The sequence below is a fragment of the Aeromicrobium sp. CFBP 8757 genome (genome assembly GCF_014841755.1).
Lineage (GTDB): Bacteria > Actinomycetota > Actinomycetes > Propionibacteriales > Nocardioidaceae > Aeromicrobium.
The window spans coordinates 89,603-116,481 of sequence record NZ_JACYUM010000004.1 but is presented as its reverse complement, the minus strand read 5'-3'; the positions used below and the strand labels follow the sequence as shown (position 1 = coordinate 116,481).

The following is a 26,879-nucleotide window of genomic DNA, read 5'->3' as shown; positions in this document are numbered from 1 at the left end:
TGAAGCCGACCTGAAGCACAGGTCGGGGACAGGTCATCTTCAGCCAGGCTTCAGCCGGGGTGAGCAGGATGGGGGCATGGTCAACCCCGCCCGCGTCCTGGTCGTCGAGGACGACGACACGATCCGATCGGCCCTCGTCGCGGCGGTGGAGTCGCGCGGCTGGGTCGCGACGGCCGTGCCCGACGGCGAGGGGCTCGAGCAGCTGCTCGGCACGTTCCGGCCCGATCTCGTGGTGCTCGACTGGATGCTCCCGGGACGCTCGGGGATCGAGCTGGCCCGGGTCGTGTCGGCGTCGGGCGACGCGGGCATGATCCTGCTGACGGCCCGCGACGGCGTCGACGACAAGCTGCGGGGCTTCGGCGTCGGCGTCGACGACTACCTGGCCAAGCCCTTCGTGATGGCCGAGCTCGTGGCCCGCATGACCGCGATCCTGCGCCGCCGCGGGCGGGCGCCCGGCGTCGTCGAGATCGGCGACCTGCTGCTCGACCTCGACGCCGGCGCCGTCGTGCGCGCCGGCGAGCCGGTGACCCTGACGGGCACCGAGCTGCGTCTCCTCGCGTTCCTGGCGGGGGAGCGGGGCCGCACGCTGTCGAAGACGCAGATCCTGACCCAGGTGTGGGGCTACGACAGCTACGACCCCAACCTCGTCGAGGTCCACGTCAGCTCGCTGCGGCGCAAGCTCGAGGAGCGGGGTGGACCGCGGCTCATCCAGACCGTCCGCGGCATCGGCTACGTCCTGAGGGCCGCGTGAGGACGGCGGTCAGGGACCGGGTGCGCACGCGGTCGCTGCGCACCCGCACCGTCGCGTCGGTGCTGCTGGTGCTGACGGCCCTGCTGCTGGTGCTCGGGGTCGCGGTCGACACGGCGCTGGGGTCGCGGCTGCGCGGTGAGATCGAGCAGCGGCTGCAGGACCGGGTCGAGACCGCGCAGGCGCTGAGCGGCTCGGTCAGCGACGACGTGCTGGTGCGCCGGCTGTCGGGCCAGGGCGTCTCGGCCTACCTGCGCTCGGCGGACGGCGAGGTGCACACCTCGGGTCCGTCGCCGGAGGAGATCACGGCCCAGACCGATCCCGGAGCCGATGCCGCCGGGCCGCCCCCGACCCGCGGCCGCGGCACGCCGGGCCCGCCCGATCCGACCGCCACCAGCGGCCGCATCGTCGAGATGGGCTCGGTGCTGACGCTCGACGCCGAGCTGACCGACGGCTCGATCGTCAGGGTCGCGGCCGACTCCAGCCAGGTCGAGGCGACCCTGGCGCAGCTGCGCACGGTGCTCGTGACGGCATCGGCGGCGGCGCTGCTGCTCGCCGCGGCGGTGCTCACCGTCGTCGTGAGGCGGTCGCTGTCGCCCCTCGACGACATGACGCGCGTGGCCCGCTCGATCACGTCCGGCGACCGCGGACGCCGTCTGCGCCCGGATCGTCCGCGGACCGACATCGGGCGCACCGCGTCGGCCTTCGACGAGATGCTCGACGAGGTCGAGGGGGCCGAGCAGTCGGCCCTGCAGGCCGAGCAGCGGCTCCGCGACTTCCTGTCGGACGCCGCGCACGAGCTGCGCACCCCCGTGACCGGCATGCAGGCCGCCGCCGAGAGCCTGCTGCGCAACCAGACGTCGCGGGCCGACCGGGAGATGCTGGCCGTCCAGGTCGTCCGCGAGGCGCGGCACGCCGCGCGGCTCGTCGACGACATGCTGCTGATGTCGCGTGTCGACCAGGGCCTGGACCTGGTGCGCGAGCCGCTCGACCTCGTCGCCGCGGCACGGTCGGCGGCCTCGCGGCCCCTGCCGCTCGGCGGGACGGTCGTCGACGTCACGGGCGACGAGGCGTGGGTGTCGGCCGACGCCGACCGGGTGGCGCAGGTGCTCGGCAACCTGCTCGCCAACGCGTCGCGGGTCGCGGAGCACGTCCGCGTCGACGTCCGCACCGACGGACCGCAGGTCGTCCTCGAGGTCACCGACGACGGTCCGGGCGTGCCGCCCGCCGACCGCGAGCGCATCTTCGAGCGCATGGTGCGCCTCGACGAGGGGCGCGACCGTCACGCCGGTGGGGTCGGCCTCGGCCTGCCGGTCGCCCGCGGCATCGCCGAGGCGCACGGCGGACGGCTGACGTGCGAGGACTCGCCCGTGGGCGCCCGCTTCCGGCTGACCCTCCCGGCGACGTCCGGGGGCCGTCGCGCGCCAGCAGGTGCATTCGGCGTCAAATCGCTCGCATGAGAGACTGAAGGGACGCTTTGACGGCCGACCACGGCCGCAACGGGTCACATCGACCCCCCACCGAGATCATGCAGGAGTCACCCACGTGAAAAGCACCACCGAGACACTGAGCCCGACACGGGTCAAGCTCACCATCGAGGTGCCGTTCGAGGAGTTCAAGCCCAGTCTTGACGCCGCCTACAAGACCATCGGCTCGCAGATCACGATCCCCGGCTTCCGCAAGGGCAAGGTCCCCGCGGCGATCGTCGACCAGCGCGTCGGCCGCGGCCCGGTCCTCGACGAGGCCATCAACGCCGCCCTGCCCGGCTGGTACAGCCAGGCCCTGCAGGACACCAACCTCCAGCCGCTGAGCCAGCCCGAGATCGACCTGTCGAAGTTCGAGGACGGCGAGCCGATCGAGATCACCGCCGAGCTCGACGTGCGTCCCGAGCTCACGATCCCCGACATCTCCACGATCGAGGTCACGGTCGAGGACGCCGAGGTCTCCGACGACGACGTCACCGAGCAGCTGACGGCCCTGCAGGAGCGCTTCGCGACGTTCGCCGAGGTCGACCGCGCCGTCGCCGAGGGCGACTTCCTGACGATCGACCTGTCGGCCGCTCAGAACGGCGAGGAGATCCCCGAGGCGCAGGCTGCCGGCATGCCGTACACGGTCGGCAAGGCGACGATGCTCGACGGTCTCGACGAGGCCGTCATCGGCCTGTCGGCCGGCGAGACCAAGACCTTCACGACCCAGCTGGTCGGCGGAGAGCTCGCGGGCCAGGACGTCGACGTGACCGTCACGGTCAAGGACGTCAAGGAGCAGCAGCTGCCCGAGCTCGACGAGGAGTTCGCCCAGACCGCGTCGGAGTTCGACACGATCGACGAGCTCAAGGCCGACCTGACCGACCGGGTCACGCGCGGCAAGCGCATGGAGCAGGCCAACGAGGCGCGCGACCTCGTCCTCGACGAGATCGTCAGCAAGATCGACGCCCCGCTGCCCGAGAGCCTCGTCACCGAGGAGCTCACGAGCCGTCGCCAGCAGATCGAGCAGCAGCTCGCGATGGCCGGCGTGCCGTTCCAGCAGTACCTCGACGACGAGGAGCAGACCGTCGACGAGTTCGAGGCCGAGCTCGAGAAGCGCGTCCGCGACTCGCTGGTCGCCCAGTTCGTGCTCGACCAGATCGTGGCCGACCAGGAGTTCGGCATCGACGACAACGAGCTGTCGCAGCACATCATGCGCCGCGCCCAGCAGTCGGGCGAGGACCCGAACTCGTACATCCAGCACATCATGGAGCACAACCACGTGCCCGAGATGGTGAGCGAGGTGCTGCGCGGCAAGGCCCTGGCCTCGCTGGTCGAGGGCGCCAAGGTCAGCGACAAGTCCGGCAACGTCATCGACCTGGCGCGCCTGCAGGCCGACGGCACCTTCGCCGACGAGTCCGACGCCGCCGAGGCTGACGACGACGCCGCCGAGGGCGACGACACCAAGTAGTCCGTCCGGTCCGGCCGGGGTGATGCATCCCTCCCCTCGGGGAGGTTCACATCCCGGCCGGATACCGGCAGTATGGGAAACATGCCCGCCGAACCCGCACGCACCACGGACGTCGCGGCGCTGGCTCTCGACTACGGCGACCGACTGATCGTCGGAACGGCCCGTGACCTGCACCAGGCCGTCTCCTCGCGCGTGTTCCGCGCGACGCGCCTCGTGGGCGGGCGGGTCCCCGAGTCGCTGCACGACGCCGTCGTGACCTCGGTCTACGGCGCGATCTCCGGCACGCTGCGCGTCACGAGCGGCTCGGTCCGCGCGATGGCCTCGCGCGGGGTCGGACGCCCGATCGAGTCGGGCCCCCGCGGACGCCTGGTCGTCGCGGCGATCAACGGCCTGATCGGCGACGAGCTGCGCATGCTCGACGACCCGCAGGCCATCACGATGGCGGTCCGCGTCGAGGGTGCCGACGTCCCCGCGACCGGCTGGCCGCTCGCCGAGGCGTTCCGCGACGCCACGAGCCACCCCGTGATCTTCCTGCACGGCCTGTGCGAGAACGACGAGTCGTGGTCGAACGGTCGCCGCACGATCGGCACGACGTACGCCGAGCGCATCGCCGCCGAGACCGACGGCACGCCCGTCATGGTCCGCTACAACACGGGCCTGCACATCTCCGAGAACGGCAAGCACCTCGACGCCCTCGTGCAGCAGCTCGTCGAGCACTGGCCGGTCGACGTCACCCGCATCACGCTGGTGGGTCACTCGATGGGCGGCCTGGTGGCCCGCGCGGCCACCAACCACGCGACCGCCGCGGGCCAGACGTGGCAGCACCTCGTCCGCGACGTCATCTGCCTCGGCACCCCCCACGCGGGCGCCAACCTCGAGAAGGTCGCGCACCTGGGGTCGCGGCTCCTGCGCTTCTGGCCCGAGTCGACGCCGTTCGGCACGATCCTCGACGCCCGCTCGGCGGGCATCGTCGACCTGCGCCACGGCTACATCACCCGCGACGAGTGGGAGGGCCAGGACCTGACGGGGCAGTGGGGTCTCGACCGCATCGCCGCCGCCCCGCTGCCGCACGCCGAGTACCACTTCGTCGCGGCGACGCTCGGGGCGTCGCAGAAGCACCCGCTCAGCTCGGTGCTGGGCGACCTGCTGGTGCACTTCTCGTCGGCCACGGGGGTCGGACGCACCGGGCCGATCGTCGAGGGGGCCCGCTTCGAGTACCTGCCGAGCGCCCACCACTTCGCGCTGCTCAACCACCCGCAGATCGGCGACTGGATCGTCGAGTGGATCACCGCCCGCACCCGCGACCCGCGCGCGATCGAGGCCTCGCGCAGGGCCTGACAGCCGTCCGCCCGATGGGTAGGCTCAGCCCACCCCAGCGCCAGGAGCAACCGTGCCGAACCAGCCGCTCATCCAGCACAGCATCGAGATCGCCGCGCCGCCCGCGGCGGTGTGGGCCATCGTGTCCGACCTGCGCCGCATGGGGGAGTGGAGCCCCCAGTGCGTCCGCATGGCGGTGCTGGGGCGCGAGGTCGGGGTCGGCACGCGCACGGTCAACCTGAACCGGCAGGGCTGGAAGCGATGGCCCACGACGGCGCGCGTCGTGGTGTTCGAGCCCGAGCAGACCCTGGCGTTCCGCATCCCTGCCAACCGGTCGGTCTGGACGTACGAGCTCGAGCCCACCGCGACCGGCACGCTCCTGACCGAGAGCCGCCGCGCCCCGGCGGGCATCTCGAGGGTGTCGAACGTCCTGGTCCGGGTGGGGCTGGGCGGCACCGAGCCGTTCGAGTCATCCCTGTCGGACGGCATCAGGCACACGCTCGGACGCATCAGGGCCGCGGCGGAGGCCGCCTGATGGCCGGCCAGCCGCCGCTCGAGGCGTCGATCGAGATCTCCGTGCCGCCGGCCGGTGTGTGGGCCGTGCTGTCCGACCTGCGCTCGATGAGCCGGCGCAGTCCCGAGCTGGTCGGCACGCTCATGGTGGGTGCACCGCGCGTCGGTCGGCGCGCGGTGCACCTGAACCGTCGGCGGGCCGTCGTGTGGCCCACGGCGAGCCGCATCACCCGCTGGAAGGACCCGGCCCACGACGGCGGGCGCGGGGCGCTGGCGTTCCACGTCTGGCCCACCGACGTCGAGTGGTCCTACGAGCTCGTGCCGACGGCCGACGGCACCGGCACGATCGTGACGGAGCGGCGCAGCGCGCTGCCGAGCCCGTCGCTGCTCGTGCGCCTGACGGCCCGCTACGCGATGGGCGGCGCCGACCAGCACGACACCGAGCTGCTCGACGGCATGCACCGCACCCTCGAGGCCCTCGCCGCCGACACCCGCAGCTGAGGAGGGGGTTGTCGCCCCCCGGCGAGGGGGTCGTGGCCCCTGCCGAGGGCGCTGCGCCTCTCCTCGAGGGGCGGCAACCCCCTCGTCGGCAGGGGTCAGCGGTCGACGAGGGTGAGCTCGAACGCGTAGAGGTCGGGACGGTAGGCGTGGCGGCCGTACTCGACGGCGCGGCCCGCGTTGTCGTAGGCGGTGCGCTGCATCGTCAGCAGGGGAGCGCCCTTGCGCTCGCCCAGCAGCCGCGCCTCGTCGACCGACGCACCCCGTGCGCCGATGCGCTGCCGGGCGACCCGCATCACGATGCCGGACGCCCGCAGGTGCGCGTAGAGGCCCGTCTCCGACAGGTCGATCGCGTCGAGGTCGACGACGTCGACGGGCAGGTAGTTGTGCATGTGCGCGAGGGGCTGGCGATCGACGAATCGCAGCCGCTCGAGCGACCAGACGTCCGCGCCCTTGGTGAGCTGCAGCTCGCGGGCGACGTCCTCGTCGGCCTCGACCCGGCCGACCGCGATGACCTCGGTGCGGGGCTTCTGGCCCGCCGCGCTGAGGTCGTCGTGCAGGCTCGTCAGCTCGACCGACCGGCGGATCTTGCCGTGGACGACCTGCGTGCCGACGCCTCGCTTGCGCACCAGCATGCCCTTGTCGACGAGCACCTGGATGGCCTGGCGCATCGTCGGGCGCGACAACCCGAGGCGCTGGGCGAGGGCGACCTCGTTGTCGATGCGCTCACCGGGGGCGATCGTGCCCTCGAGGATCGCGCGCTCGAACTGCTCGGCGACCTGGAAGTACAGGGGCACGGGGCTGGATCGGTCGAGGGTGAACGCGGGCCCGGGCATGCGGACAATCTATCGGGTTTGTCCCATATGTCCATATGTCATGACAAACGCTTGACACGCTCTGTGTCGTGAGACACACTCGGGTGACCGACTTTGTCACGACAAACACAGCTCACCACACAGAAACCGAGGATCCCGTGTCGACGACCCTTGAGCCCCAGGGCCAGACCCCCCTCCGCATCGCTGGCGCCCCCATCTCGTGGGGCGTGTGCGAAGTCCCGGGCTGGGGCTACCAGATGCCCGCCGACCGCGTCCTCACCGAGATGCAGTCGCTCGGCCTCGGCGCGACGGAGTTCGGTCCCGACGGCTTCCTGCCCGAGGACCCGGCCGAGAAGGCCGCGTTCCTCGAGGGCTACGGGCTGCAGGCCGTCGGCGGCTTCCTGCCCGTCGTGCTGCACGACCCGTCGCACGACCCCATGGTCGACGTCGATCCGTTCATCGACGCGTGCCTGGCCTCCGGCGCCGGCGTCGTCGTGCTGGCCGCGTCGACGGGCCTGGACGGCTACGACGCGCGTCCCGTCCTCGACGAGCTGCAGTGGAAGACCCTGCTCGCCAACCTCGACCGCATCGCCGACCACGCGCAGTCGCGCGGCGTCGTCGCCGCGATCCACCCGCACATCGGCACGCTCGTCGAGAACGCCGACGACGTCCAGCGCGTCCTCGACGGCTCGCACGTCGGCCTGTGCGTCGACACGGGTCACCTCGCCGCCGCCGGCGCCGACCCGGTCGCGATCACGCTCGCGAACCTCGACCGCGTCCGGCACGTCCACCTCAAGGACGTCGACGCCGCCGCCGCGGCCAAGGTCGTCTCGGGCGAGGTCGCCTTCGCCGACGCCGTCGCCGCCGGCATGTGGCAGGTGCTGGGGCAGGGCGACGTCGACATCCGCGCCATGATCGACGCGCTGCGCAGCCACGGCTACGACGGCTGGTACGTCCTGGAGCAGGACGTCATGTTCAAGGACGGCGCGCCCGAGGGCGACGGACCCGTCTCCGACGTACGCTCGTGCCTCGACTTCGTGAAGGATGCACTGGCGTGACTGACGGCCACCACGAGCTCATCACGATGGGACGCGTCGGCGTCGACATCTACCCCGAGCAGATCGGCGTCGGCCTCGAGGAGGTCTCGTCGTTCGGCAAGTTCCTCGGCGGCAGCGCGACCAACGTCGCGGTCGCCGCGGCCCGTCTGGGTCACCGCTCGGCGGTCGTGACCCGCACGGGCGACGACCCGTTCGGGCGCTTCATCCACCAGGCGCTGCAGGGCTTCGGGGTCGACGACCAGTACGTCACGTCGGTGCCCGGCGTGCCGACGCCGGTCGTGTTCTGCGAGATCTTCCCGCCGGACGACTTCCCGCTGTACTTCTACCGCGGTCCGAAGGCGCCCGACCTCCACATCAGCGCGGACGACCTCGACTACGACGCGATCCGCGCGGCCGACATCTTCTGGGTGACCGTGACGGGGCTGTCGCAGGAGCCCAGCCGCGAGGCGCACCTCGCCGCGCTCGAGGCCCGCAAGGGTCACGGCACGACGGTCATCGACCTCGACTACCGCCCGATGTTCTGGGAGTCGCCCGAGGCGGCGACCGCCGAGATCGCCAAGGCGCTGCCCTACGCGACCGTCGCGGTCGGCAACAAGGAGGAGTGCCAGGTCGCGATCGGCGAGACCGAGCCCCACGCGGCCGCCAGGGCGCTGCAGGACGCGGGCATCGAGCTCGCGATCGTCAAGCAGGGCCCGCTCGGGGTCCTGGGCGTGCGCGGCGACGATTCGGTCGTCGTGCCGCCCGTGCCCGTCGACGTCGTCAACGGCCTCGGCGCCGGCGACGCCTTCGGCGGCGCGCTCGTGCACGGCCTGCTGACCGGGGCCAGCCTCACCGACACCCTCGCCGGCGCCAACGCCGCCGGGTCGTTCGTCGCGGGACAGCTGTCCTGCGCCGACGCCATGCCCACCGTGGCCCAGCTCGAGACCTATCTCCAGGAGAACGGCCGATGACCGCACCCACCACCGTGACCGCCGCCGACGTGCAGGCGATCACCACGACGCGTGCCACCGACCCGGGTCGCATCGCGCGCCTCTGGGCCGAGCGACGTCAGCCCGCGAACGGGCTGGTCGGGCAGAACCCCGACGGACGGCTCATGCTGATCGCCGCCGACCACCCCGCCCGCGGCGCGCTGCGGGCCGGCGACGACGCCCTGGCGATGGGCGACCGGTCCGACCTGCTCGACCGCATGGTCCGCGCCCTGTCGCGTCCCGGCGTCGACGGCGTGCTCGGCACCGCCGACGTCATCGAGGACCTGCTGCTGCTCGGAGCGCTCGACGACAAGGTCGTCATCGGCTCGATGAACCGCGGCGGGCTCGCGGGCACGGTCTTCGAGATGGACGACCGCTACACCGGCCACGACGCCGCGACGATCGAGGCGTTCGGCTTCCAGGGCGGCAAGATGCTGTTCCGCATCGACCCCGACGACGCGTCGACGGTGCACACCATGGAGGCCACCGCGAACGCCGTGTCCGACCTGGCGTCGCGCGGTCTCATGGCGATGGTCGAGCCCTTCATCTCCGGACGTGGCGACGACGGCAAGGTCCGCAACGACCTGTCGACGGCGGCCGTCATCCGCTCGGCGACGGTCGCGGCCGGACTCGCGCCGACGAGCGCGTACACGTGGCTCAAGCTGCCGGTCGTCGACGACATGGACGCCGTGCTGGCCGCCACGACCCTGCCGGTGCTGCTGCTCGGCGGCGAGGTCTCGGCCGACCAGGGCGCGCAGCTCGCGACGTGGTCGAAGGCGCTGGCCAATCCCGTCGTGCGCGGCATGATCGTCGGCCGCAGCCTCCTGTTCCCGCCGACCGGCACCGTCGAGGAAGCCGTCGACGCGACCGTGGGGCTGATGCACCGATGACCGACAACGTCCTGCGATCGGGCGAGGCGGCCAGCGGCCCGTTCTCGCTCGAGATCACCCCGACGGTCGCGGGCTGGGAGTTCAGCGGCCTGCGGGTCCTCGAGCTCGCCGCCGGCCGGTCCGAGCAGCTCGACACCGGCGACTCCGAGGTCATGGTGCTGTCGCTGGGCGGCTCCGCCGACGTGACGGTCGACGACCACGCCTTCTCGCTCGAGGGACGCCACAGCGTCTTCGCCGGGCCCAGCGACGTCGTCTACGCACCCCGTGACGCCTCGCTGACGATCGCCAGCGCCGAGGGCGGACGCTTCGCCCTGGCCTCCGCGGTGTGCCACGAGCGTCTCGAGCCGGCGTACCTGCCGAAGGGCGACGTGCCGGTCGAGATGCGCGGAGCGGGCCAGTCGAGCCGCCAGGTCAACAACTTCGGCGTGCCCGGGGTGCTCGACGCCGTCAACATCATCGCGTGCGAGGTGCTGACCCCCGGCGGCAACTGGTCGTCGTACCCGCCGCACAAGCACGACGAGGAGCGCGAGGGCGAGACGCGTCTCGAGGAGATCTACTACTTCGAGGTCGCCGACGGCCCCAACGGTCCCGGCATCGGGTTCCAGCGCGTCTACGGCCACCAGGGCGCCGACATCGACGTCTCGGCCGAGGTGCGCTCCGGCGACGCCGTCCTGATCCCGCACGGGTGGCACGGGCCGTCGATCGCCGCGCCCGGCTACGACCTGTACTACCTCAACGTGATGGCCGGTCCCGGCGACGAGCGGGCCTGGCTCATCTGCGACGATCCCGCGCACACCTGGATCCGCGACACCTGGGCCGACCAGTCCGTCGACCCCCGCCTGCCCTTCACGGCAGAGTCCTTCGGAGGAGAAGCATGACCGTCCTGACCGTCGCCCAGGCGACCGTCCGATTCCTCGAGGCCCAGCACACCGAGCGCGACGGCGTCGAGACGCCGTTCTTCGCCGGCTGCTGGGGCATCTTCGGCCACGGCAACGTCGCGGGCGTCGGCCAGGCGCTGCTCGAGCGCGAGCAGTCCGGCGACCCCAGCCACCTGCGCTTCTTCCACGGCCGCAACGAGCAGGCCATGGTGCACGCCGCCGTGGCGTACGCCCGTCAGCGCGACCGCCTCGCCGCGATGGCCGTGACGGCGTCGGTCGGCCCCGGTGCGACCAACATGGTCACGGGTGCCGCGCTGGCCACGATCAACCGGCTGCCCGTGCTGCTGCTGCCCGGCGACACGTTCGCGACCCGCGTCGCGAGCCCCGTGCTGCAGGAGCTCGAGAACGTCCAGCAGGGCGACATCTCGGTCAACGACATCTTCCGTCCGGTCTCGGTGCACTTCGACCGCATCGACCGCCCCGAGCAGCTCGCCTCGGCGCTGCTGCACGCGACCCGCATCCTGACCGACCCGGCCGAGACCGGCGCCGTCACGCTGGCGCTGCCGCAGGACGTCCAGGCCGAGTCGTACGACTTCCCCGACGAGCTGTTCGCCAGGCGGGTCTGGCACGTCGCGCGCACCGTCCCGCAGCCCGCGGCCCTGGCCCGCGCCGTCGAGGCCATCCGTTCGGCCCGCCGCCCGCTGGTCGTCGCCGGCGGCGGCGTCACGTACTCGCAGGCCAACGACGCCCTGACGGCGTTCGTCGAGGCCACCGGCATCCCGGTGGGGGAGTCGCAGGCCGGCAAGGGCGCGCTCCCGTACGACCACCCGCAGTCGGTCGGCGCGATCGGTGCCACCGGCACGACGGCCGCCAACGCGCTGGCCGAGGAGGCGGACGTCGTGATCGGCGTCGGCACCCGCTACAGCGACTTCACGACGGCCTCGCGCACCGTGTTCCAGGACGCGGGCGTGCGGTTCGTGAACCTGAACGTCTCGGCGTTCGACACCCACAAGCACTCCGCCATCGGCCTGGTCGCCGACGCCCGCGAGGGCCTCACGGCCCTGACGGACGCGCTCGACGGCTGGCGCGCCGACGAGGCCTACACGGCCCGGGCCACCGAGCTCGCGGCCGCGTGGGACGCGACGGTCGAGCGGGCCTACACCGGCGAGGGCGCCCCCGCGGTGGCCGACGGGCTCGCGATCCAGTCGCAGGTCATCGGTGCGGTCAACGAGTTGTCCGCCCCGCGCGACGTCGTCCTGTGCGCCGCCGGCTCGATGCCCGGCGACCTGCACAAGCTGTGGCGCACCCGCGACCGCAAGGGCTACCACGTCGAGTACGGCTTCTCGTGCATGGGATACGAGATCGCGGGCGGCCTCGGGGTCAAGCTCGCGGCGCTCGACCAGGAGCACGCCGAGGGCGCCGCGGCGCGCGACGTCTTCGTCATGGTCGGCGACGGCAGCTACCTCATGATGAACACCGAGATCGTCACGGCCGTCGCCGAGGGCATCAAGGTCATCATCGTGCTGGTGCAGAACCACGGCTACGCCTCGATCGGCGCGCTGTCGCAGTCATTGGGCTCCCAGCGGTTCGGCACGGCGTACCGTTACCGCACCGAGAGGGGGCTCGACGGCGGCACGCTGCCGGTCGACCTCGCGGCCAACGCGGCCAGCCTCGGCGCCGACGTCCTGCAGGTGGCGGGCATCGACGACTTCCGGGCCGCGGTGCTCACGGCCAAGGAGTCGACCCGCACGACCGTCATCCACGTCGACACCGATCCACTGGTGCCGGCCCCCGACAGCCCCGCCTGGTGGGACGTCCCGGTCTCCGAGGTGTCCGTCCTCGAGTCGACGCAGCAGGCCCGCCGCGTCTACGAGGACCACAAGTCCCGCCAGCGTCCCTACCTGACACCCGCCTCCGACACGAAGGACCACTCATGACGCAGTACGACCACTACCTGGACGGCGCGCCGTTCCAGGGCGAGAGCGACCGCTTCGGCGACGTGTTCGACCCCGCGCGCGGCGTCGCGAAGTCGCAGGTGCGGCTCGCGACGACCGGCGACGTCGACGCCGTCGTGGCGTCGTCGCTGAAGGCGTTCCAGACCTGGAGCGAGACGTCGGTGACGGCGCGCTCGCGCATCATGTTCGACTTCCGCCAGCTGCTGGTCGAGCACGAGGACGAGCTCGCGGCGATCATCAGCTCCGAGCACGGCAAGACGATCGACGACGCCAAGGGCGAGGTCGTCCGCGGCCGCGAGGTCGTCGAGTTCGCGGCGGGCATCCCGCAGCTGCTCAAGGGCGAGTACTCCGACAGCGTCTCGGGCAGCGTCGACTCGCACACGTTCCGTCAGCCGATCGGCGTCGTCGCGGGCATCACGCCCTTCAACTTCCCGATCATGGTGCCGCTGTGGATGCACCCCGTCGCGATCGCGACGGGCAACACGTTCATCCTCAAGCCGTCCGAGCGCGTCCCCGGCGCGTCCGACCTGGTGGCCCGCCTCTACACGAAGGCCGGTCTGCCCGACGGCGTGTTCAACGTCGTGCACGGCGACAAGGTCGCGGTCGACGCGATCCTCGAGCACCGCGACATCGCGGGCGTCTCGTTCGTCGGCTCCACGCCGATCGCCAAGTACGTCCACGAGAACGCGACCCGCACCGGCAAGCGCGTCCAGGCCCTCGGCGGCGCCAAGAACCACGCCGTCGTGATGCCCGACGCGAACCTCGACTTCGCCGCCGACCACATCGTGGCCGCGGGCTACGGCTCGGCCGGTCAGCGCTGCATGGCGATCTCGGCCGTCGTCGCGGTCGGCCCCGTGGCCGACACGCTGGTCGAGAAGATCCGCGAGCGCTCGACCGACCTGAAGGTCAGCGTGGGCACCGACCCCGACGCCGAGATGGGTCCCGTCGTGACCAAGGCGTCGCGCGACCGCATCGTCGACTACATCGGCCAGGGCGAGGCGGCCGGCGCGACGGTCGTCGTCGACGGCCGCGACCTGGTCGTCGACGAGTACGAGGAGGGCTTCTTCGTGGGCCCCTCGCTGCTCGACCAGGTCACCCCTGACATGTCGGTCTACACCGACGAGATCTTCGGACCCGTGCTCACCGTGCTACGGGTTCCGACGCTGGATGCCGCGATCGAGCTCATCAACTCGAACCCGTACGGCAACGGCACAGCGGTGTTCACTTCCTCGGGTGAGGTGGCACGGACTTTCCAGCGGAAGGTCCATGTGGGCATGATCGGCATCAACGTGCCGGTCCCGGTCCCCATGGCGTTCCACTCCTTCGGAGGCTGGAAGGACTCACTCTTCGGCGACCACCACATCCATGGTCCCGAAGGTGTGAGGTTCTACACGCAGGCGAAGGTCGTCACCACCAGGTGGCCCCACGTCAGCGAGGAATCGCTCGCTCAGCTCAACTTCCCGACGGCTCACTAGCCCTGCCCTCACCGGCTCGGGAAAAACCCACAAGACAGGAACACATCCATCATGAAGAAGATCAAGATCGTCGGTGCGATCCTCGCCGCCGGCACCCTGCTGGGCGCTTGCAGCGGCACCGGCAGCGACAGCGGCACGGCCGACACGGCCTCCAAGGACTACACGTACGCCGTCATCACGCACGGCGCGCCCGGCGACGCCTTCTGGGACCGGGTCAAGTCCGGCGCCGAGCAGGCCGGCAAGGACTACGGCGTCAAGGTCAACTACGCCTCCGACGCCGATCCGGCCAAGCAGTCGCAGCTGATCGACGGCGCGGTCGCCGACAAGGTCGACGGCATCGTCGTCTCGATGGCCAACCCCGACGGTGTCGAGGCCAGCGTCAAGAAGGCCGTCGCGGCCGGCGTCCCGGTCATCACGATCAACTCCGGTGTCGACCAGTTCAAGGACTTCGGCGCCATCACGCACATCGGCCAGACCGAGACGATCGCGGGCCAGGCCGTCGGCGAGAAGCTCAAGGAGGCCGGTTCGAAGAACGCCATCTGCGTCATCCAGGAGGCCGGCAACGTCGGCCTGGAGGAGCGCTGCAAGGCGGTCGCCGAGACGATGGGCGGCACGGTCGAGAACCTGCAGGTCGACGGCACGGACGACAACGCCGTCCAGGCCACGATCACCTCGAAGCTGCAGAGCAACACCGACATCGACACCGTCGTGACGCTCGGTGGCCAGTACGCCATCGACGCCGTCGCCGCGGTCAAGGACTCCGGCAGCAGCGCCAAGGTCGCGACCTTCGACCTGTCCGAGGACGTCATCAAGGACATCCAGGCCGGGACGATCCTGTTTGCGGTCGACCAGCAGCCCTACGTCCAGGGATTCCTCGGCGTGACGGGTCTGTACCTCAAGTCGATCAACGGCAACGACATCGGTGGCGGCCAGCCCATCAACTCGGGCCCGGCCTTCATCACCAAGGAGAACGCGGACGCCGTCCTGAAGTTCGCCTCGAACGGCACGCGCTGACCTGATCCCCGGGGGCCCGGAGCGATCCGGGCCCCCGGGGGCCACAGCACGACCAGCACCACCAGCACCGCGGCACCACCAGCACCGCCGCACCACCAGCAGCACGGCACCACCTTTCACCCTCTCCATCCACACAGCTCTTCAGCCCACCCAGGGAGCACCCACATGACCACCGCCACCGTGACGGACGAGCGCATCGCGCGGACGTCCACCGTCACCAAGCTCTTGAAACGACCGGAGATCGGCGCGCTCGTCGCGACCATCGTCATCTTCGTGTTCTTCGCCGCCACGACGAGCGTCTTCGCGACAGCTCCGGGAGCCAGCACCTGGCTGCGCGGCGCCTCGACGATCGGCATCATGGCCGTCGCCGTCGCCCTGCTGATGATCGGTGGCGAGTTCGACCTGTCGGCCGGTGCCATGACGGGCTTCACGGGCCTCGTCGTGGGTGTCCTGACGACCGAGTACGGCCTCAACATCTGGGCCGCGATCGTCGTGTCGCTGGCGCTCGCGCTCCTCGTGGGCTTCATCAACGGGGTGCTCGTCATGAAGACGGGGCTACCGAGCTTCATCGTCACGCTCGGCACGTTCTTCGTGCTGCAGGGCATCGACCTCGCCGGCACCAAGGCGCTGATCGGCCAGGTCGCGATCCAGGGCATGTCGAGCGTCCCCTACTACGACCAGGCCAAGAAGGTCTTCGGATCGGCGGCCGACATCGGCGGCGGACTCGTGTACGCCTCGGTCTTCTGGTGGATCGCCGTCACGGCGATCGCGACGTGGATCCTGCTGCGCACGCGCACCGGCAACTGGATCTTCTCGGTCGGCGGCCAGCAGACCGCGGCCCGTCAGATCGGCGTCCCGGTCTTCAAGACCAAGGTCGGCCTGTTCATGACGACCGCGGGCGCCGGCTGGCTCGTCGGCATGCTCCTGCTGTTCACGACGTCGACCGTCCAGAGCAACACGGGCGTCGGCCAGGAGTTCATCTACATCATCTGCGCCGTGGTCGGAGGCTGCCTCATGACGGGCGGCTACGGCTCGGCGATCGGCGCCGCCCTCGGCGCCCTGATCTACGGCATGGTCAACCAGGGCATCGTCTACTCGGGCTGGGACAACAACTGGCTCAAGGCCTTCCTGGGAGTCATGCTCCTGGGAGCGGTGCTCCTCAACGAGTGGGTTCGCAAGCGAGCGGAGACGGCACGATGAGCAAGACATCCAACCAGTCCACCGACGGCGGCACGGCGACGGTCCTGACGGCCCCGGCGGCCAACGGCACCGCGGTCATCGAGGTCAAGGACATCGGCAAGCGGTACGGCAACATCATCGCGCTGAGCGACGTCTCGACGTCGGTGCGCGCGGGCGAGGTCACCTGCGTGCTGGGCGACAACGGCGCCGGCAAGTCGACGTTCATCAAGATCCTCGCGGGTGCCCACGAGCACAGCGACGGCAGCCTGCTGATCGACGGCGAGGCCACGACGCTCTCGAGCCCCCGTGCGGCCCTCGAGCTCGGCATCGCGACGGTCTACCAGGACCTCGCGGTCGTCCCGCTCATGCCGGTGTGGCGCAACTTCTTCCTCGGCAGCGAGATCACCAAGGGCGTCGGCCCGTTCAAGAAGCTCGACGTCGACGAGATGAAGCGCATCACCAAGGACGAGCTCGCGGCCATGGGCATCGACCTGCGCGACGTCGAGCAGCCGATCGGCACCCTGTCGGGCGGTGAGCGCCAGTGCGTCGCGATCGCCCGCGCCGTGTACTTCGGTGCCCGCGTGCTGATCCTCGACGAGCCCACCGCGGCCCTCGGCGTCAAGCAGTCGGGCGTCGTGCTGAAGTACATCGCCAAGGCCCGCGACCGTGGGCTCGGCGTCGTCTTCATCACGCACAACCCGCACCACGCCTACCCCGTGGGCGACCGCTTCATGCTGCTGCGTCGCGGCAAGAGCATGGGCGACTTCCCGAAGGCCGAGATGACGCTCGAGGAGCTGACGTCGATGATGGCCGGCGGCGCCGAGCTGGAGTCGCTCGCGCACGAGCTCGAGAAGACGATGGGTCCCGACTCCGAGGTGGCGCAGACGTTGAAGGCCGACGTCACGTGAGCGCCGGCGCAGCGACGGGCCAGCCCGCGCTGCGCGTCGGGATCGTGGGCTTCGGCTGGATGGGACAGGTGCACGCCCGTGCCCTGTCCCGTCTGCTGCAGCACTACCCCGACGCGCCCCTGGCACCCCGTCTGGTGGCCGTGGCCGACAACGCGCCCGACGACCGCACCAAGCGGGCCGCCGACGCGTACGGCTTCGAGCACCTGCTGTCCGACTGGCGCGAGCTCGTCACGCACGACGAGATCGACCTGGTCTGCGTGACCGGCCCCAACTTCATCCACCGCGACGTCGCCGTCGCGGCGGCCGAGGCCGGCAAGCACCTGTGGGTCGAGAAGCCCGCGGGTCGCAACGCCGGCGAGACCGCCGAGATCGTCGCGGCCGTCGAGGCCGCGGGCGTCCAGGCGGCCACGGGGTTCAACTACCGCAACGTGCCGGCGGTCGACCGTGCCCGCGAGATCGTCGCGTCGGGTCGCATCGGCAGCGTCGAGCACACCGTGGTTCGCTTCCTCGCCGACTACTCGGCCGATCCGGACGCCGCGCTGTCGTGGCGGTTCCAGAACGAGTTCTCGGGCTCGGGCGTGCTGGGCGACCTCGTCAGCCACGCGGCCGACCTCGTGCAGCACGTCGTCGCCCCGATCGACGAGCTCGTCGTCGACCGGGCCACGTTCATCCCGCAGCGGCGCGCGGCCCTGCCGGGCGCGATGCACTACGAGAAGGGCGCCGGCGACCTCGGCGACGTCGAGAACGAGGACTACGTCAATGCGCTGTTCCGTCTGACGGACGGCTCGCGCGGCATCCTCGAGTCGAGCCGCACCGCGGTCGGCGAGCAGAACACGTACGGCTTCGAGGTGCACGGCACGCACGGCGCCGTGCAGTGGGACTTCCGGCGCATGAACGAGCTGCGGGTCACGAGCGTCGACCCCGCCGCGGGCCAGGACTACCTCAACAGCTTCTACACGACCGAGTACGCGGGCCCCGGCGACGGCGAGCTCAGCAGGTTCCAGCCCGGCACCAACAACCCGATCGGCTTCGACGACCTGAAGGTCGTCGAGGCGCGCCGGCTCGTCGAGTCGATCGCCACCGGCACGCCGGTGGGCGCGACGATCCACGACGCACTGGCGACGGCGAAGGTGCTGGACGCCATGATCGAGTCATCGAACGAACGAAAGTGGGTCTCCCTGTGAGCGAGCGCCAGCGAGCGAACCATCAGGACCGTGTCACGGCGGCGGCTGCGTACCGTTGCTCCTCCTCGACGGAGGCGTCGCTGTGAGTCTTCGCGTGGGTGTCATCGGTGCGGGCGCGATGGGCGCCGACCACATCCGGACCATCTCGACCAGCGTGCCCTCGGCGCGCGTGTCGGCGGTCTACGACTTCAACACCGACACGGCCCGTGCGGCCGCGTCGCCCGTCGGGGCCGACGTCGTCGGATCGGCCGAGGAGCTCATCGACTCCTCGTCGGTCGACGCCGTCATCATCGCCTCGCCCGACCGCACGCACGCCGACCTGGTCCGCGCGTGCCTCGCGGCGGGCAAGCAGGTGCTGTGCGAGAAGCCGCTGGCCGTCACGGCCGACGAGGCCTACGGCGTCGTCGAGGCCGAGGTCGTCGGCGGACGCCGGCTGCTGCAGGTCGGCTTCATGCGCCGCTACGACCCCGGCTTCGTCGCGCTCAAGCGCACGATCACCGACGGGGTCGTGGGCGACGTGCGGCTGGTGCACGCGATCCACCGCAACGCGTCGAGCAGCACGAGCACCGACGACGCGGGCCTCATCACGGGCTCGATGATCCACGAGCTCGACACGATCCCGTGGCTGCTCGACGACCAGATCTCGGCGATCCGGGTCGAGTCGCCCGTCGTCGAGGGGTTCCGCGACCCGCAGCTCGCGACGATCTGGACCAGCGGCGGCGTGATGGTCACCGCCGAGGTCTTCGTCAACGCGGGCTACGGCTACGACGTCCGCTGCGAGGTCGTCGGCTCGAGGGGCACCGCCTCGCTGGCTCCGTCCGAGGCGGTCAGCACGCGGGTCGCGGGCGTCGACGGCGTGCCGGTGCGCGACGACTTCGTGGCGCACTTCTCCGACGCGTACCGCATCGAGCTGGCGACGTGGGCCGGCGAGGCCCTGGCGGGCCGCACCACGGGCCCGAGCGCGTGGGACGGCTACGTCGCCAACGCCGTCGCCGAGGCCGGTGTCGCGTCGCTGGCGTCCGGCGCCCGCGAGCCCGTCGAGCTGAAGCCCCGCCCCGCGCTCTACGCCTAGCGCGCGCTCGGCGCGCGAGTGGCGCAGGACTGTTGGCGCAGCACTCTCAGCCCAGCAGTCCTGCGCCACTCGCGGGGCCGGTCGTGCTGCGGGCCACGAGGTGGGGTGCCAGGACGACCTCGCGGGGGGCGCCGCCGTCCAGCAGGTCGAGGGCCCCGTCGATCGCGGCCTCGGCCATCTCGGCGGCGTTCTGCGAGATCGTCGACATCTGGGCGTGTGGCCCCACCGCCAGGCGTGAGTCGTCGTAGCCGATGACCGACACCTCGGCGGGGACGTCGACGCGTCGCCGCACCAGCAGGTCGAGGACCCCCGCGGCGCACCGGTCGTTGAACGCGACGACGCCCGTGGGCGACGTGGGGGAGTCGAGCAGGCCCTCGGCCGCGCGCGAGCCGTCGTGCTCGGTGGGCCCGCCGGCGACCACGCGGGCGTCCGCGCCCAGACCGTGACGCTCGACGGCGAGGGCAAACCCGCGTCGTCGGTCGTCCGCGCCCGGGGCGTCGCCACCATCGACGTGCACGAGCCGGCGGTGCCCCAGGGCCACGAGGTGGTCGACCGCCAGGCCCACGCCGCCCGCGTCGTCGCTGTGCACCGACGAGACGCCGGCGACCTCGCTGCGCCGGGCCACGAGCAGGAGCGGGACGCGGCCGGCGGTCGTCGCGAGCTCGTCGTCGGCCAGCGCCGAGCCCAGCAGCACCGCGACCTCGCACCGCTCGCGCAGCAGGGCCTGGATCGCGACGTCCTCGCGCCGGCTGGGTGCCACCGCGCTGATCGCGAGGTCGTAGCCCCGGGCCGAGGCGGCGCCGTAGAGGTGCTCGACGAGGTCGCCGTGGAAGGCCTGCTGCAGGTCGAACGTGACGCCGATCAGCCGCGAGCTCGACTGGCGCAGCTTGCGGGCGCGCTCGTCGCGGACGTAGCCCATGTCGTCGGCGATGGCCCGCACGCGGGTGCGCGTCGCGTCGCTGGCGCCGGGCACGCCCCGCATCACGATCGAGACCAGGGCCGTCGAGACGCCGGCCTCGCGGGCGACGTCGGCGAGGGTCGGCCGGGCCGCGCCCGTCCGCCTCGTGCCGGGTTGCGTCATGCGTCGTCCTCGGGTCGTGGGGGACGCGTCGACGTGGTTGACGACGCGGTGCGGGGAGTCTATCGTCGCTCATCTAGAACGTTCTAGTCGCGAAGGAAGCCCATGACCACCACCCCCGTCCGCATCGGCCTGATCGGTGCCGGTCGCATCGGCGCCTCGCACGCCGACGTCATCGCCCGCCGCGTCCCCGAGGCGACCCTCGTCGCGGTCGTCGACCCCCGTCCCGGCGTCGCGGCCGATCTCGCCGAGCCGCTCGGTGCGCGGGGCGAGACCTCCGTCGACGCCGTGCTGGCCGCCGACGACGTCGACGCCGTCGTGATCGCCGCGTCCTCCGTCGCTCACGCCGAGCTGATCGTCGCCGCCGCCCGCGCGGGCAAGCACGTCTTCAGCGAGAAGCCCGCCGGCATGACGCTCGACGAGATCGACGCCGCGCGATCCGCGACCGCCACCGCGGGCGTCGCCTTCCAGGTCGGCTTCAACCGTCGCTTCGCCCGCGAGTTCGCCGCGGCACACGATGCCGTCGTGGCGGGCCGGCTCGGCACCGTCTGGCAGCTCCGGTCGCTGACCCGCGACCCGGGCCGCGGGCCGTCCGACCCCGACGTCGTCCCGCCGTGGACGATCTTCACGCAGACCCTGATCCACGACTTCGACACCCTCAACTGGCTCAACCCCGGCGCCCACGCGGTCGACGTCGTCGCGACGGCCGACTCGCTGACGGCCCCCGGCCACCCGACGCTGCTCGACCACGCGACCGTCGTGATCCGCTACAGCAACGGGGCCATCGCGACGGCCGAGGCGAGCTTCGCCGCGACGTACGGCTACGACGTCCGCGGCGAGGTGCTGGGCTCGGAGGGCATGGTCACGATGGGCGAGGGCGCGCAGTCGTCCCTGCGCCTGCACAACGCCGACGGTCGCGTGGCCGCCACGTCGCACAGCGACACCGATCTGCTGATCGACGCCTACACGGGCGAGTTCGCCGAGTTCGCGCAGGCGGTCCGCGACGGGCGCACGCCGTCCGTCACGGGCGACGACGCCTTCGCGGCGTTCGCGATCGCCCAGGCGTGCATCGACTCGATGACGTCCGGCGCCCGGGCGGAGGTCGCACGATGACCTTCGACCTCGCGATCTGCTCGGAGATGGTCTACACCGACCTGCCGCACCTCGAGCGCGTCGAGCGCATCCACGCCGCCGGCTTCGCCGCCGAGATCTGGGACTGGACGCAGAAGGACGCCCAGGCGCTCGTCGCGACGGGTGCCCGGTTCACGTCGATGACCGGTTACGTCACGGGCGACCTCGTCACGCCCGAGGGTGCCGACGACCTGCTGCGCACAGCCGAGCTGTCGATCCCGTTCGCCCAGGCGATCGGCTGCCCGTCGCTCAACCTGCACGGCACGGGTCTCGGCGAGGGCGGGATCCCCGTGCGTCCCGTCGAGGTCGTGACGGGCGACATGTGGCTCGCGGCCGAGAGGACGCTGTCGCGCGTCGCGGAGCTGGGCGCCACGCACGGCGTCACGTTCGTGCTCGAGAACCTCAACACCGAGGTCGACCACCCGGGCACGCCGTTCGCGAGAGCCGCCGACACGCTGGCGCTCGTCGCTGCCGTCGACAGCCCGCACCTGAGGATGAACCTCGACCTCTACCACGCGCAGATCGGCGAGGGGAACCTCGTCGAGCTGATCCGGCGGGCCGTCCCGCACGTGGGCGAGGTGCAGGTCGCGGACGTCCCGGGCCGCTGCGAGCCCGGCACGGGCGAGGTGCGCTGGTCGTTCGTCGCCCGGGCGCTGGCCGACGCCGGCTACGACGGCGTCGTGGCGATGGAGGCCTTCGCGATCGACCCGTCGGTCGAGGGCAGCGACCGAGCCCTCGAGGCCTTCCGCACGGCCTTCACCGTCTGACCCGCCCCCCGCCCCCCGTCTGCCGAGGAGGGGGTTGCGGCCCCTCGGCGAGAGGGTTGCCGTCCTCTCCTCGGAGGGCGGTAACCCCCTCGTCAGCGGTGGGGGAGGAAGGCGCCGGGCTCGTTGTAGGGCGTCACGACCTGGATGTGCGACGGCAGGGAGTGGACCGGCCCGGGCAGGGCGCCGTGGGCCTGCATGACGACCCGGCAGGCTCGCCGCATGTCGTCGCGCAGGTCGTGGTGCAGGACGGCCGACAGCCGGCGCGACCGCAGCAGCCCGGCGTTGTCGGCGTCGAGGTCGTGCGCGACGAACGCCCGGCACGTGCGGCCCGCCCGCCGGAACGCCTCGAGCGTCGCGACGTTGCCGCCGCCGATCGAGTACACCGTGTCGATCGACGCATCGGCCTCGAGAGCCGCCGCGACCGCGTCGAGCATCGTCGCGTCGAGACCGTCGGTCTCGGCCACCTCGAGCACGGGGCGCCCGGGCGCGAGCTCGGCCCACGCCGCGCGGAAGCCGGCCCCGCGGTCGTCCTCCCCGCGGAACGCGGCGCTGCTCAGCGTCGTCAGGGCCGCGCCGTCGCCGTCGCGCGTCCACTGCGACAGCAAATACGCGGCCGTGGCCCCCGCGGCCCGGTTGTCGATGCCGACGTAGGCGATCCGCCGGCTGTCCGGCACGTCCGTCACGAGCGTCACGACGGGGATGCCGGCGGCGACGAGCTCGTCGACCGCGTCCACGACCGCGGGGTCGTCGGGTGCCTTGAGGACGACGCCCTGCGAGCCGCGCCGCGCGATGGTGCGGAGCGTCCGGACGACCTCGGGCGGCGAGCTCGTCTCCTGCAGGTGGAACCGTGCGCGGATGACGGCGGGCCGCAGGTGCGGCAGCTCGGCCTCGAGCGCCGCGCGCACGGCCGACGAGAAGCGCGCCGGCGTCTGCATCACGAGGTCGACCAGGAACGTGCGTCCCGCGACCCGCACCTGCGACGCCTGCCGATCGAGCTCGGCGATCGCCTGCTCGACCTCGGCGACCGTGCCGGGGCGGACGCCCGGACGGCGGTTCAGCACGCGGTCGACCGTCGCGAGACTCAGTCCGGACTGCTGCGCGATCTCGCGCATGCGGTAGCGGTGTCCCATGCGTGCTGCACGTCTCCCTGAGGTGTTCTTGAGGTGTTCCGACCCACCACGGAGCATAGGGCCGCGACTAGCGTCGGGGTGTACCCGCCACCGAGGAGAGCACCATGACCGCCACCATCGACAGCGCCGCCAGCCGGTCGTCCCGCCTGCGCGAGGCCGACTGCAGCGTCGACGACTTCGCCGCCGTCGTCCAGCAGACCACCGACGTCGCCGACTACCCGCACGCCGACCACGTCGAGCAGGGCGTGCTGGTCTACGACTCGGCCGTGCTGCGCGCCGCGGCGTCGACCCCCGAGGGCGCCGTCGAGGTCGAGGGCGAGCTCGTGCGCGCCCTGAGCGAGGGTCCCGGCGTCGTGGCGCTCAAGGGCGCCTTCCCCGACCCGTCGGTGGTCGACCGCGTCACGGCGGTCTTCGACGAGATCATCGTCGACGAGCGCGCCGCCGGCACCGCCCCCGGCGACCACTTCGCGAAGCCCGGCGCCAACAGCCGGGTCTGGAACGCCCTCGAGAAGCTCGCGGTGCGCGACCCCGAGGCCTTCGTCGACTACTACGCCAACGACGTCCTCGCGCTGGTCTCGCGGGCCTGGCTGGGCCCGGCGTACCAGGTGACGTCGCAGGTCAACGTCGTGCGCCCCGGTGGCGTCGCGCAGGACCCGCACCGCGACTACCACCTCGGCTTCCTGTCGAACGAGGTCGTCGAGCAGTACCCCGCCCACGTCCACCTGCTCTCGCCGGTGCTGACGCTGCAGGGGGCCGTCGCGCACTCCGACATGCCCGTCGAGAGCGGTCCGACGATGTACCTCCCGCACTCGCACAAGTACGTCCCCGGCTACCTCGCGTGGCGCCTGCCGGAGTTCCGCGAGTACTTCGCCGAGCACCACGTGCAGCTCCCGCTCGCCCGGGGCGACGCGGCCTTCTTCAACCCGGCCCTGTTCCACGGTGCGGGCTCGAACGTCTCGACCGACGTGCAGCGCATGGCCAACCTGCTGCAGGTCTCGTCGGGCTTCGGACGCGCGATGGAGACGGTCGACCGCTCCCGGGTCTCCAAGGCGGTCTACCCCGCGCTGCTCGCGCGTCTCGCCGAGGGCACCGACGCCGATCTCGTCGCGAACGCGGTCGCGTCGTCGGCCGAGGGGTATCCGTTCCCGACCAACCTCGACCGTGACGCCAACGTCAACGGCCTCACGCCGCTGTCGCAGGCCGAGGTCGTCCACCGGGCGCTCGCCGAGGGTTGGACGCCCGAGCAGCTCGACGCCGCCGTCGACGCCTACGACGGACGGCGGCGCACCGATGGCTGAGCCGCTGCTGGCCGACAAGGTCGTCCTCGTCAGCGGGGGCACGCAGGGGGTCGGCGGCGGCATCGCCCGGGCGGCCGTCGCCGAGGGCGCGACGGTCGTCGTGACCGGACGTCGTCCCGACGTGGGGGAGGCGTTCGCGGCGTCCCTCGGCCCGGCGGCGAGCTTCGTCGCGTGCGACGTCGCCGACGTCGAGCAGGCCCGCGGGGCCGTCGCGACGACGATCGAGCGTCACGGACGCATCGACTGCCTGGTCAACGCGGCCGGCCTCACCAGCCGCGGCACGCTGCTCGACACGACGCCCGAGCTGTTCGACCAGCACGTCGCGGTCAATCTCAAGGGACCGTTCTTCCTGATGCAGGCGGCCGTCGCCGACATGGTGCGGCGCGGGGCCGGCGGGACCGTCGTCAACGTCCTGACGATGTCGTCGCACGGCGGGCAGCCGTACCTCGCGCCCTACGTCGCGAGCAAGGCCGGGTTGGCCGGCCTGACGCGCAACGCGGCGCACGCCCACCGGTGGGACCGCGTGCGCGTCAACGGCATCAACATCGGCTGGACCCAGACCGAGGGCGAGGACGCGGTGCAGCGCGAGTTCCACGACGCCGACGACACCTGGCTCGAGACGGCGAACGCCTCGCAGCCCATGGGACGGCTGGGACAGGTCGACGACATGGCGGCGCTGGCGGTGCTGCTGCTGTCGGACCGCAGCGGCGTCGTGACGGGCTCGGTCATCGACTGGGACCAGCACGTCGTCGGGGGATCGGACTGACCTGCGGCGGCGGGGGCGAGTATGCCATCAGCGAACAGCCGTGTTTTGGCGTGTGTTCGTCCCCGGCGCCGTCTAGGTTTGTGGCGTGAACACATCTGACAGCTCCAGCCCACTGTCGCCGAGGATGGCCGGCGAGGCCGGTCCCTCGGATCTCGACGGACACATCTACCAGCGCCTGCTCAAGGAGCGCATCGTGTTCCTCGGGTCCGAGGTCCGCGACTCCAACTCCAACGCGATCGCCGCCCAGATGCTGCTGCTCAACGCAGAGGATCCCCAGGCCGACATCTTCCTCTACATCAACTCGCCGGGTGGCTCGGTCGACGCGGGCATGGCCATCTACGACACGATGCAGTTCATCTCCAACGACGTCGCGACGTTCGGCATGGGCTTGGCGGCCTCGATGGGCCAGTTCCTGCTCGCCGCCGGCACCGCGGGCAAGCGCTACGCCCTGCCGCACGCGCGCATCATGATGCACCAGCCGTCCGGCGGCATCGGCGGCTCGGCCTCCGACATCAAGATCCAGGCCGAGCAGAGCGTCCTGCTCAAGAAGCAGCTCAACCAGCTGCAGTCGGTGCACAGCGGCCAGACCGTCGAGCAGATCGAGCTCGACTCCGACCGCGACCGCTGGTTCACGCCCGAGCAGGCCAAGGAGTACGGCCTGATCGACCACGTCGTCAAGAGCGCAGGAGACCTGACCGCATGAGCTACTACATCCCGCAGTGGGAAGAGCGCACGTCCTACGGCTTCCGTCGCATCGACCCCTACACCAAGCTGTTCGAGGACCGCATCATCATGCTGGGCACCCCGATCAGCGACGACGTCGCCAACGCCGTCATGGCGCAGCTCATGTCGCTGCAGGCCATGGACCCCGACCGCGACATCAGCATCTACATCAACAGCCCCGGTGGCTCGTTCACGGCGCTGACCGCGATCTACGACACGATCCGGTACATCAAGCCCGACGTGCAGACGCTGTGCCTGGGCCAGGCCGCCTCGGCCGCCGCGATCCTGCTGGCCGCCGGCACGCCGGGCAAGCGCCTGGCACTGCCCAACAGCCGCATCCTGATCCACCAGCCCTACACCGAGGGCACCGGCGGCCAGATCTCCGACCTCGAGATCCAGGCCAACGAAATCTTCCGCATGCGTGAGCTGATGGAGAAGATGATCTCCGACGCCACCGGCAAGTCGATCGAGGAGGTCAGCAAGGACGTCGACCGCGACAAGATCCTGACGGCTCAGCAGGCCGTCGAGTACGGACTCGTCGACGAGGTCCTCGACACGCTGAAGACCCCCGCCATCTGAT

26 protein-coding genes are annotated in these 26,879 nt (G+C 71.5%); 23 read left to right on the top strand and 3 right to left on the bottom strand.

Features of this window, described 5'->3' with window-relative positions; translation table 11 throughout:
* The first annotated feature begins 76 nt into the window (after positions 1-76).
* The 6 genes from IFT73_RS12410 (at position 77) to IFT73_RS12385 (ending at position 6,013) form a co-directional block, all read left to right on the top strand.
* Positions 77-751 carry a response regulator transcription factor gene (locus tag IFT73_RS12410; RefSeq protein ID WP_192167899.1) on the top strand — a complete coding sequence of 225 codons (675 nt, stop codon included), beginning with the start codon at positions 77-79 and terminating at the stop codon, positions 749-751.
* Entirely contained in the window at positions 748-2,208 is a 1,461-nt protein-coding gene (locus tag IFT73_RS19025) for a HAMP domain-containing sensor histidine kinase (RefSeq protein WP_192167898.1), read from the top strand. Before IFT73_RS12410 ends, IFT73_RS19025 begins: the two co-directional genes overlap by 4 nt.
* Positions 2,209-2,293: 85 nt before the next feature.
* On the top strand, positions 2,294-3,682 hold the full coding sequence (gene tig, locus IFT73_RS12400; protein ID WP_192167897.1) for a trigger factor: 1,389 nt from the start codon (positions 2,294-2,296) through the stop codon (positions 3,680-3,682).
* 81 nt (positions 3,683-3,763) lie between these two features.
* Positions 3,764-5,020: a triacylglycerol lipase gene (locus tag IFT73_RS12395; protein ID WP_192167896.1), complete on the top strand. Its 1,257-nt coding sequence runs from the start codon at positions 3,764-3,766 to the stop codon at positions 5,018-5,020.
* A gap of 52 nt (positions 5,021-5,072) precedes the next feature.
* A complete protein-coding gene (locus tag IFT73_RS12390; RefSeq protein WP_192167895.1) occupies positions 5,073-5,534 on the top strand; it encodes an SRPBCC family protein in 462 nt (153 codons plus the stop codon).
* Positions 5,534-6,013, top strand: a complete 480-nt coding sequence (locus IFT73_RS12385) for an SRPBCC family protein (protein WP_192167893.1) — start codon at positions 5,534-5,536, stop codon at positions 6,011-6,013. The genes IFT73_RS12390 and IFT73_RS12385 overlap by 1 nt, the downstream gene beginning before the upstream one ends.
* Positions 6,014-6,108: 95 nt before the next feature.
* Here IFT73_RS12385 and IFT73_RS12380 read toward each other — a convergent pair whose 3' ends face one another.
* Complete coding sequence (locus IFT73_RS12380; RefSeq protein WP_056611545.1) at positions 6,109-6,846, bottom strand: GntR family transcriptional regulator; 738 nt, start codon at positions 6,844-6,846, stop codon at positions 6,109-6,111.
* Between the two features lie 137 nt (positions 6,847-6,983).
* Here IFT73_RS12380 and IFT73_RS12375 point away from each other — a divergent pair, with 137 nt between their 5' ends.
* From IFT73_RS12375 to IFT73_RS12325, 11 genes are all read left to right on the top strand, one after another.
* Complete coding sequence (locus IFT73_RS12375; protein WP_371811260.1) at positions 6,984-7,883, top strand: TIM barrel protein; 900 nt, start codon at positions 6,984-6,986, stop codon at positions 7,881-7,883.
* A gap of 26 nt (positions 7,884-7,909) precedes the next feature.
* Positions 7,910-8,833, top strand: coding sequence for a 5-dehydro-2-deoxygluconokinase (gene iolC / locus IFT73_RS12370; protein ID WP_192168161.1), 924 nt, complete (start codon positions 7,910-7,912; stop codon positions 8,831-8,833).
* Positions 8,830-9,741 carry a hypothetical protein gene (locus IFT73_RS12365; RefSeq protein ID WP_056611552.1) on the top strand — a complete coding sequence of 304 codons (912 nt, stop codon included), beginning with the start codon at positions 8,830-8,832 and terminating at the stop codon, positions 9,739-9,741. Before iolC ends, IFT73_RS12365 begins: the two co-directional genes overlap by 4 nt.
* Entirely contained in the window at positions 9,738-10,619 is an 882-nt protein-coding gene (gene iolB, locus IFT73_RS12360; protein ID WP_192167892.1) for a 5-deoxy-glucuronate isomerase, read from the top strand. The genes IFT73_RS12365 and iolB overlap by 4 nt, the downstream gene beginning before the upstream one ends.
* Entirely contained in the window at positions 10,616-12,556 is a 1,941-nt protein-coding gene (gene iolD / locus IFT73_RS12355) for a 3D-(3,5/4)-trihydroxycyclohexane-1,2-dione acylhydrolase (decyclizing) (RefSeq protein ID WP_192167891.1), read from the top strand. Before iolB ends, iolD begins: the two co-directional genes overlap by 4 nt.
* Positions 12,553-14,049, top strand: a complete 1,497-nt coding sequence (locus IFT73_RS12350) for a CoA-acylating methylmalonate-semialdehyde dehydrogenase (RefSeq protein ID WP_056611562.1) — start codon at positions 12,553-12,555, stop codon at positions 14,047-14,049. The genes iolD and IFT73_RS12350 overlap by 4 nt, the downstream gene beginning before the upstream one ends.
* Before the next feature lie 51 nt (positions 14,050-14,100).
* Positions 14,101-15,063 (top strand): sugar ABC transporter substrate-binding protein, encoded by a 963-nt coding sequence (locus IFT73_RS12345; RefSeq protein WP_056611565.1) that lies wholly within the window; start codon positions 14,101-14,103, stop codon positions 15,061-15,063.
* A 165-nt stretch (positions 15,064-15,228) separates the two neighbouring features.
* On the top strand, positions 15,229-16,263 hold the full coding sequence (locus IFT73_RS12340; protein ID WP_192167890.1) for an ABC transporter permease: 1,035 nt from the start codon (positions 15,229-15,231) through the stop codon (positions 16,261-16,263).
* Positions 16,260-17,150: an ATP-binding cassette domain-containing protein gene (locus IFT73_RS12335; protein WP_082556358.1), complete on the top strand. Its 891-nt coding sequence runs from the start codon at positions 16,260-16,262 to the stop codon at positions 17,148-17,150. Before IFT73_RS12340 ends, IFT73_RS12335 begins: the two co-directional genes overlap by 4 nt.
* Complete coding sequence (locus tag IFT73_RS12330) at positions 17,147-18,334, top strand: Gfo/Idh/MocA family oxidoreductase (protein WP_192167889.1); 1,188 nt, start codon at positions 17,147-17,149, stop codon at positions 18,332-18,334. Before IFT73_RS12335 ends, IFT73_RS12330 begins: the two co-directional genes overlap by 4 nt.
* 82 nt (positions 18,335-18,416) lie before the next feature.
* Entirely contained in the window at positions 18,417-19,406 is a 990-nt protein-coding gene (locus tag IFT73_RS12325; protein ID WP_192167888.1) for a Gfo/Idh/MocA family oxidoreductase, read from the top strand.
* A 46-nt stretch (positions 19,407-19,452) separates the two neighbouring features.
* On the opposite strand, the gene IFT73_RS12320 is transcribed toward IFT73_RS12325, so the two are convergent.
* Positions 19,453-20,487 (bottom strand): LacI family DNA-binding transcriptional regulator, encoded by a 1,035-nt coding sequence (locus IFT73_RS12320; RefSeq protein WP_192167887.1) that lies wholly within the window; start codon positions 20,485-20,487, stop codon positions 19,453-19,455.
* A gap of 102 nt (positions 20,488-20,589) precedes the next feature.
* Here IFT73_RS12320 and IFT73_RS12315 point away from each other — a divergent pair, with 102 nt between their 5' ends.
* Positions 20,590-21,597, top strand: coding sequence for a Gfo/Idh/MocA family oxidoreductase (locus tag IFT73_RS12315; RefSeq protein ID WP_192167886.1), 1,008 nt, complete (start codon positions 20,590-20,592; stop codon positions 21,595-21,597).
* Positions 21,594-22,382 (top strand): TIM barrel protein, encoded by a 789-nt coding sequence (locus tag IFT73_RS12310; RefSeq protein WP_192167885.1) that lies wholly within the window; start codon positions 21,594-21,596, stop codon positions 22,380-22,382. The genes IFT73_RS12315 and IFT73_RS12310 overlap by 4 nt, the downstream gene beginning before the upstream one ends.
* Positions 22,383-22,474: 92 nt before the next feature.
* On the opposite strand, the gene IFT73_RS12305 is transcribed toward IFT73_RS12310, so the two are convergent.
* Entirely contained in the window at positions 22,475-23,512 is a 1,038-nt protein-coding gene (locus tag IFT73_RS12305; RefSeq protein ID WP_192167884.1) for a LacI family DNA-binding transcriptional regulator, read from the bottom strand.
* 104 nt (positions 23,513-23,616) lie between these two features.
* Between IFT73_RS12305 and IFT73_RS12300 the strand changes: the two genes are divergently transcribed.
* From IFT73_RS12300 to IFT73_RS12285, 4 genes are all read left to right on the top strand, one after another.
* A complete protein-coding gene (locus tag IFT73_RS12300) occupies positions 23,617-24,810 on the top strand; it encodes a phytanoyl-CoA dioxygenase family protein (protein WP_192167883.1) in 1,194 nt (397 codons plus the stop codon).
* On the top strand, positions 24,803-25,576 hold the full coding sequence (locus IFT73_RS12295; RefSeq protein ID WP_192167882.1) for an SDR family oxidoreductase: 774 nt from the start codon (positions 24,803-24,805) through the stop codon (positions 25,574-25,576). Before IFT73_RS12300 ends, IFT73_RS12295 begins: the two co-directional genes overlap by 8 nt.
* A gap of 124 nt (positions 25,577-25,700) precedes the next feature.
* Positions 25,701-26,279: an ATP-dependent Clp protease proteolytic subunit gene (locus IFT73_RS12290; protein WP_056611589.1), complete on the top strand. Its 579-nt coding sequence runs from the start codon at positions 25,701-25,703 to the stop codon at positions 26,277-26,279.
* Positions 26,276-26,878, top strand: a complete 603-nt coding sequence (locus IFT73_RS12285) for an ATP-dependent Clp protease proteolytic subunit (RefSeq protein ID WP_056611591.1) — start codon at positions 26,276-26,278, stop codon at positions 26,876-26,878. Before IFT73_RS12290 ends, IFT73_RS12285 begins: the two co-directional genes overlap by 4 nt.
* The last annotated feature ends 1 nt before the right edge of the window (position 26,879 follow it).

Excerpts from the sequence above, each read along its gene's own strand:
- IFT73_RS12345 (WP_056611565.1), top strand. The coding sequence starts at position 14,101 with ATGAAGAAGATCAAGATCGTCGGTGCGATCCTCGCCGCCGGCACCCTG.
- IFT73_RS12410 (WP_192167899.1), top strand. The coding sequence starts at position 77 with ATGGTCAACCCCGCCCGCGTCCTGGTCGTCGAGGACGACGACACGATC.
- iolC (WP_192168161.1), top strand. The coding sequence starts at position 7,910 with ATGGGACGCGTCGGCGTCGACATCTACCCCGAGCAGATCGGCGTCGGC.
- iolD (WP_192167891.1), top strand. The coding sequence starts at position 10,616 with ATGACCGTCCTGACCGTCGCCCAGGCGACCGTCCGATTCCTCGAGGCC.
- IFT73_RS12310 (WP_192167885.1), top strand. The coding sequence starts at position 21,594 with ATGACCTTCGACCTCGCGATCTGCTCGGAGATGGTCTACACCGACCTG.
- IFT73_RS12290 (WP_056611589.1), top strand. The coding sequence starts at position 25,701 with ATGGCCGGCGAGGCCGGTCCCTCGGATCTCGACGGACACATCTACCAG.
- IFT73_RS12350 (WP_056611562.1), top strand. The coding sequence starts at position 12,553 with ATGACGCAGTACGACCACTACCTGGACGGCGCGCCGTTCCAGGGCGAG.
- IFT73_RS12285 (WP_056611591.1), top strand. The coding sequence starts at position 26,276 with ATGAGCTACTACATCCCGCAGTGGGAAGAGCGCACGTCCTACGGCTTC.
- IFT73_RS12395 (WP_192167896.1), top strand. The coding sequence starts at position 3,764 with ATGCCCGCCGAACCCGCACGCACCACGGACGTCGCGGCGCTGGCTCTC.
- iolB (WP_192167892.1), top strand. The coding sequence starts at position 9,738 with ATGACCGACAACGTCCTGCGATCGGGCGAGGCGGCCAGCGGCCCGTTC.
- IFT73_RS12295 (WP_192167882.1), top strand. The coding sequence starts at position 24,803 with ATGGCTGAGCCGCTGCTGGCCGACAAGGTCGTCCTCGTCAGCGGGGGC.
- IFT73_RS12320 (WP_192167887.1), bottom strand. The coding sequence starts at position 20,487 with ATGACGCAACCCGGCACGAGGCGGACGGGCGCGGCCCGGCCGACCCTC.
- IFT73_RS12385 (WP_192167893.1), top strand. The coding sequence starts at position 5,534 with ATGGCCGGCCAGCCGCCGCTCGAGGCGTCGATCGAGATCTCCGTGCCG.
- IFT73_RS12380 (WP_056611545.1), bottom strand. The coding sequence starts at position 6,846 with ATGCCCGGGCCCGCGTTCACCCTCGACCGATCCAGCCCCGTGCCCCTG.
- IFT73_RS12365 (WP_056611552.1), top strand. The coding sequence starts at position 8,830 with ATGACCGCACCCACCACCGTGACCGCCGCCGACGTGCAGGCGATCACC.
- IFT73_RS12305 (WP_192167884.1), bottom strand. The coding sequence starts at position 23,512 with ATGGGACACCGCTACCGCATGCGCGAGATCGCGCAGCAGTCCGGACTG.
- IFT73_RS12340 (WP_192167890.1), top strand. The coding sequence starts at position 15,229 with ATGACCACCGCCACCGTGACGGACGAGCGCATCGCGCGGACGTCCACC.
- IFT73_RS12300 (WP_192167883.1), top strand. The coding sequence starts at position 23,617 with ATGACCGCCACCATCGACAGCGCCGCCAGCCGGTCGTCCCGCCTGCGC.
- IFT73_RS12335 (WP_082556358.1), top strand. The coding sequence starts at position 16,260 with ATGAGCAAGACATCCAACCAGTCCACCGACGGCGGCACGGCGACGGTC.
- IFT73_RS12315 (WP_192167886.1), top strand. The coding sequence starts at position 20,590 with ATGACCACCACCCCCGTCCGCATCGGCCTGATCGGTGCCGGTCGCATC.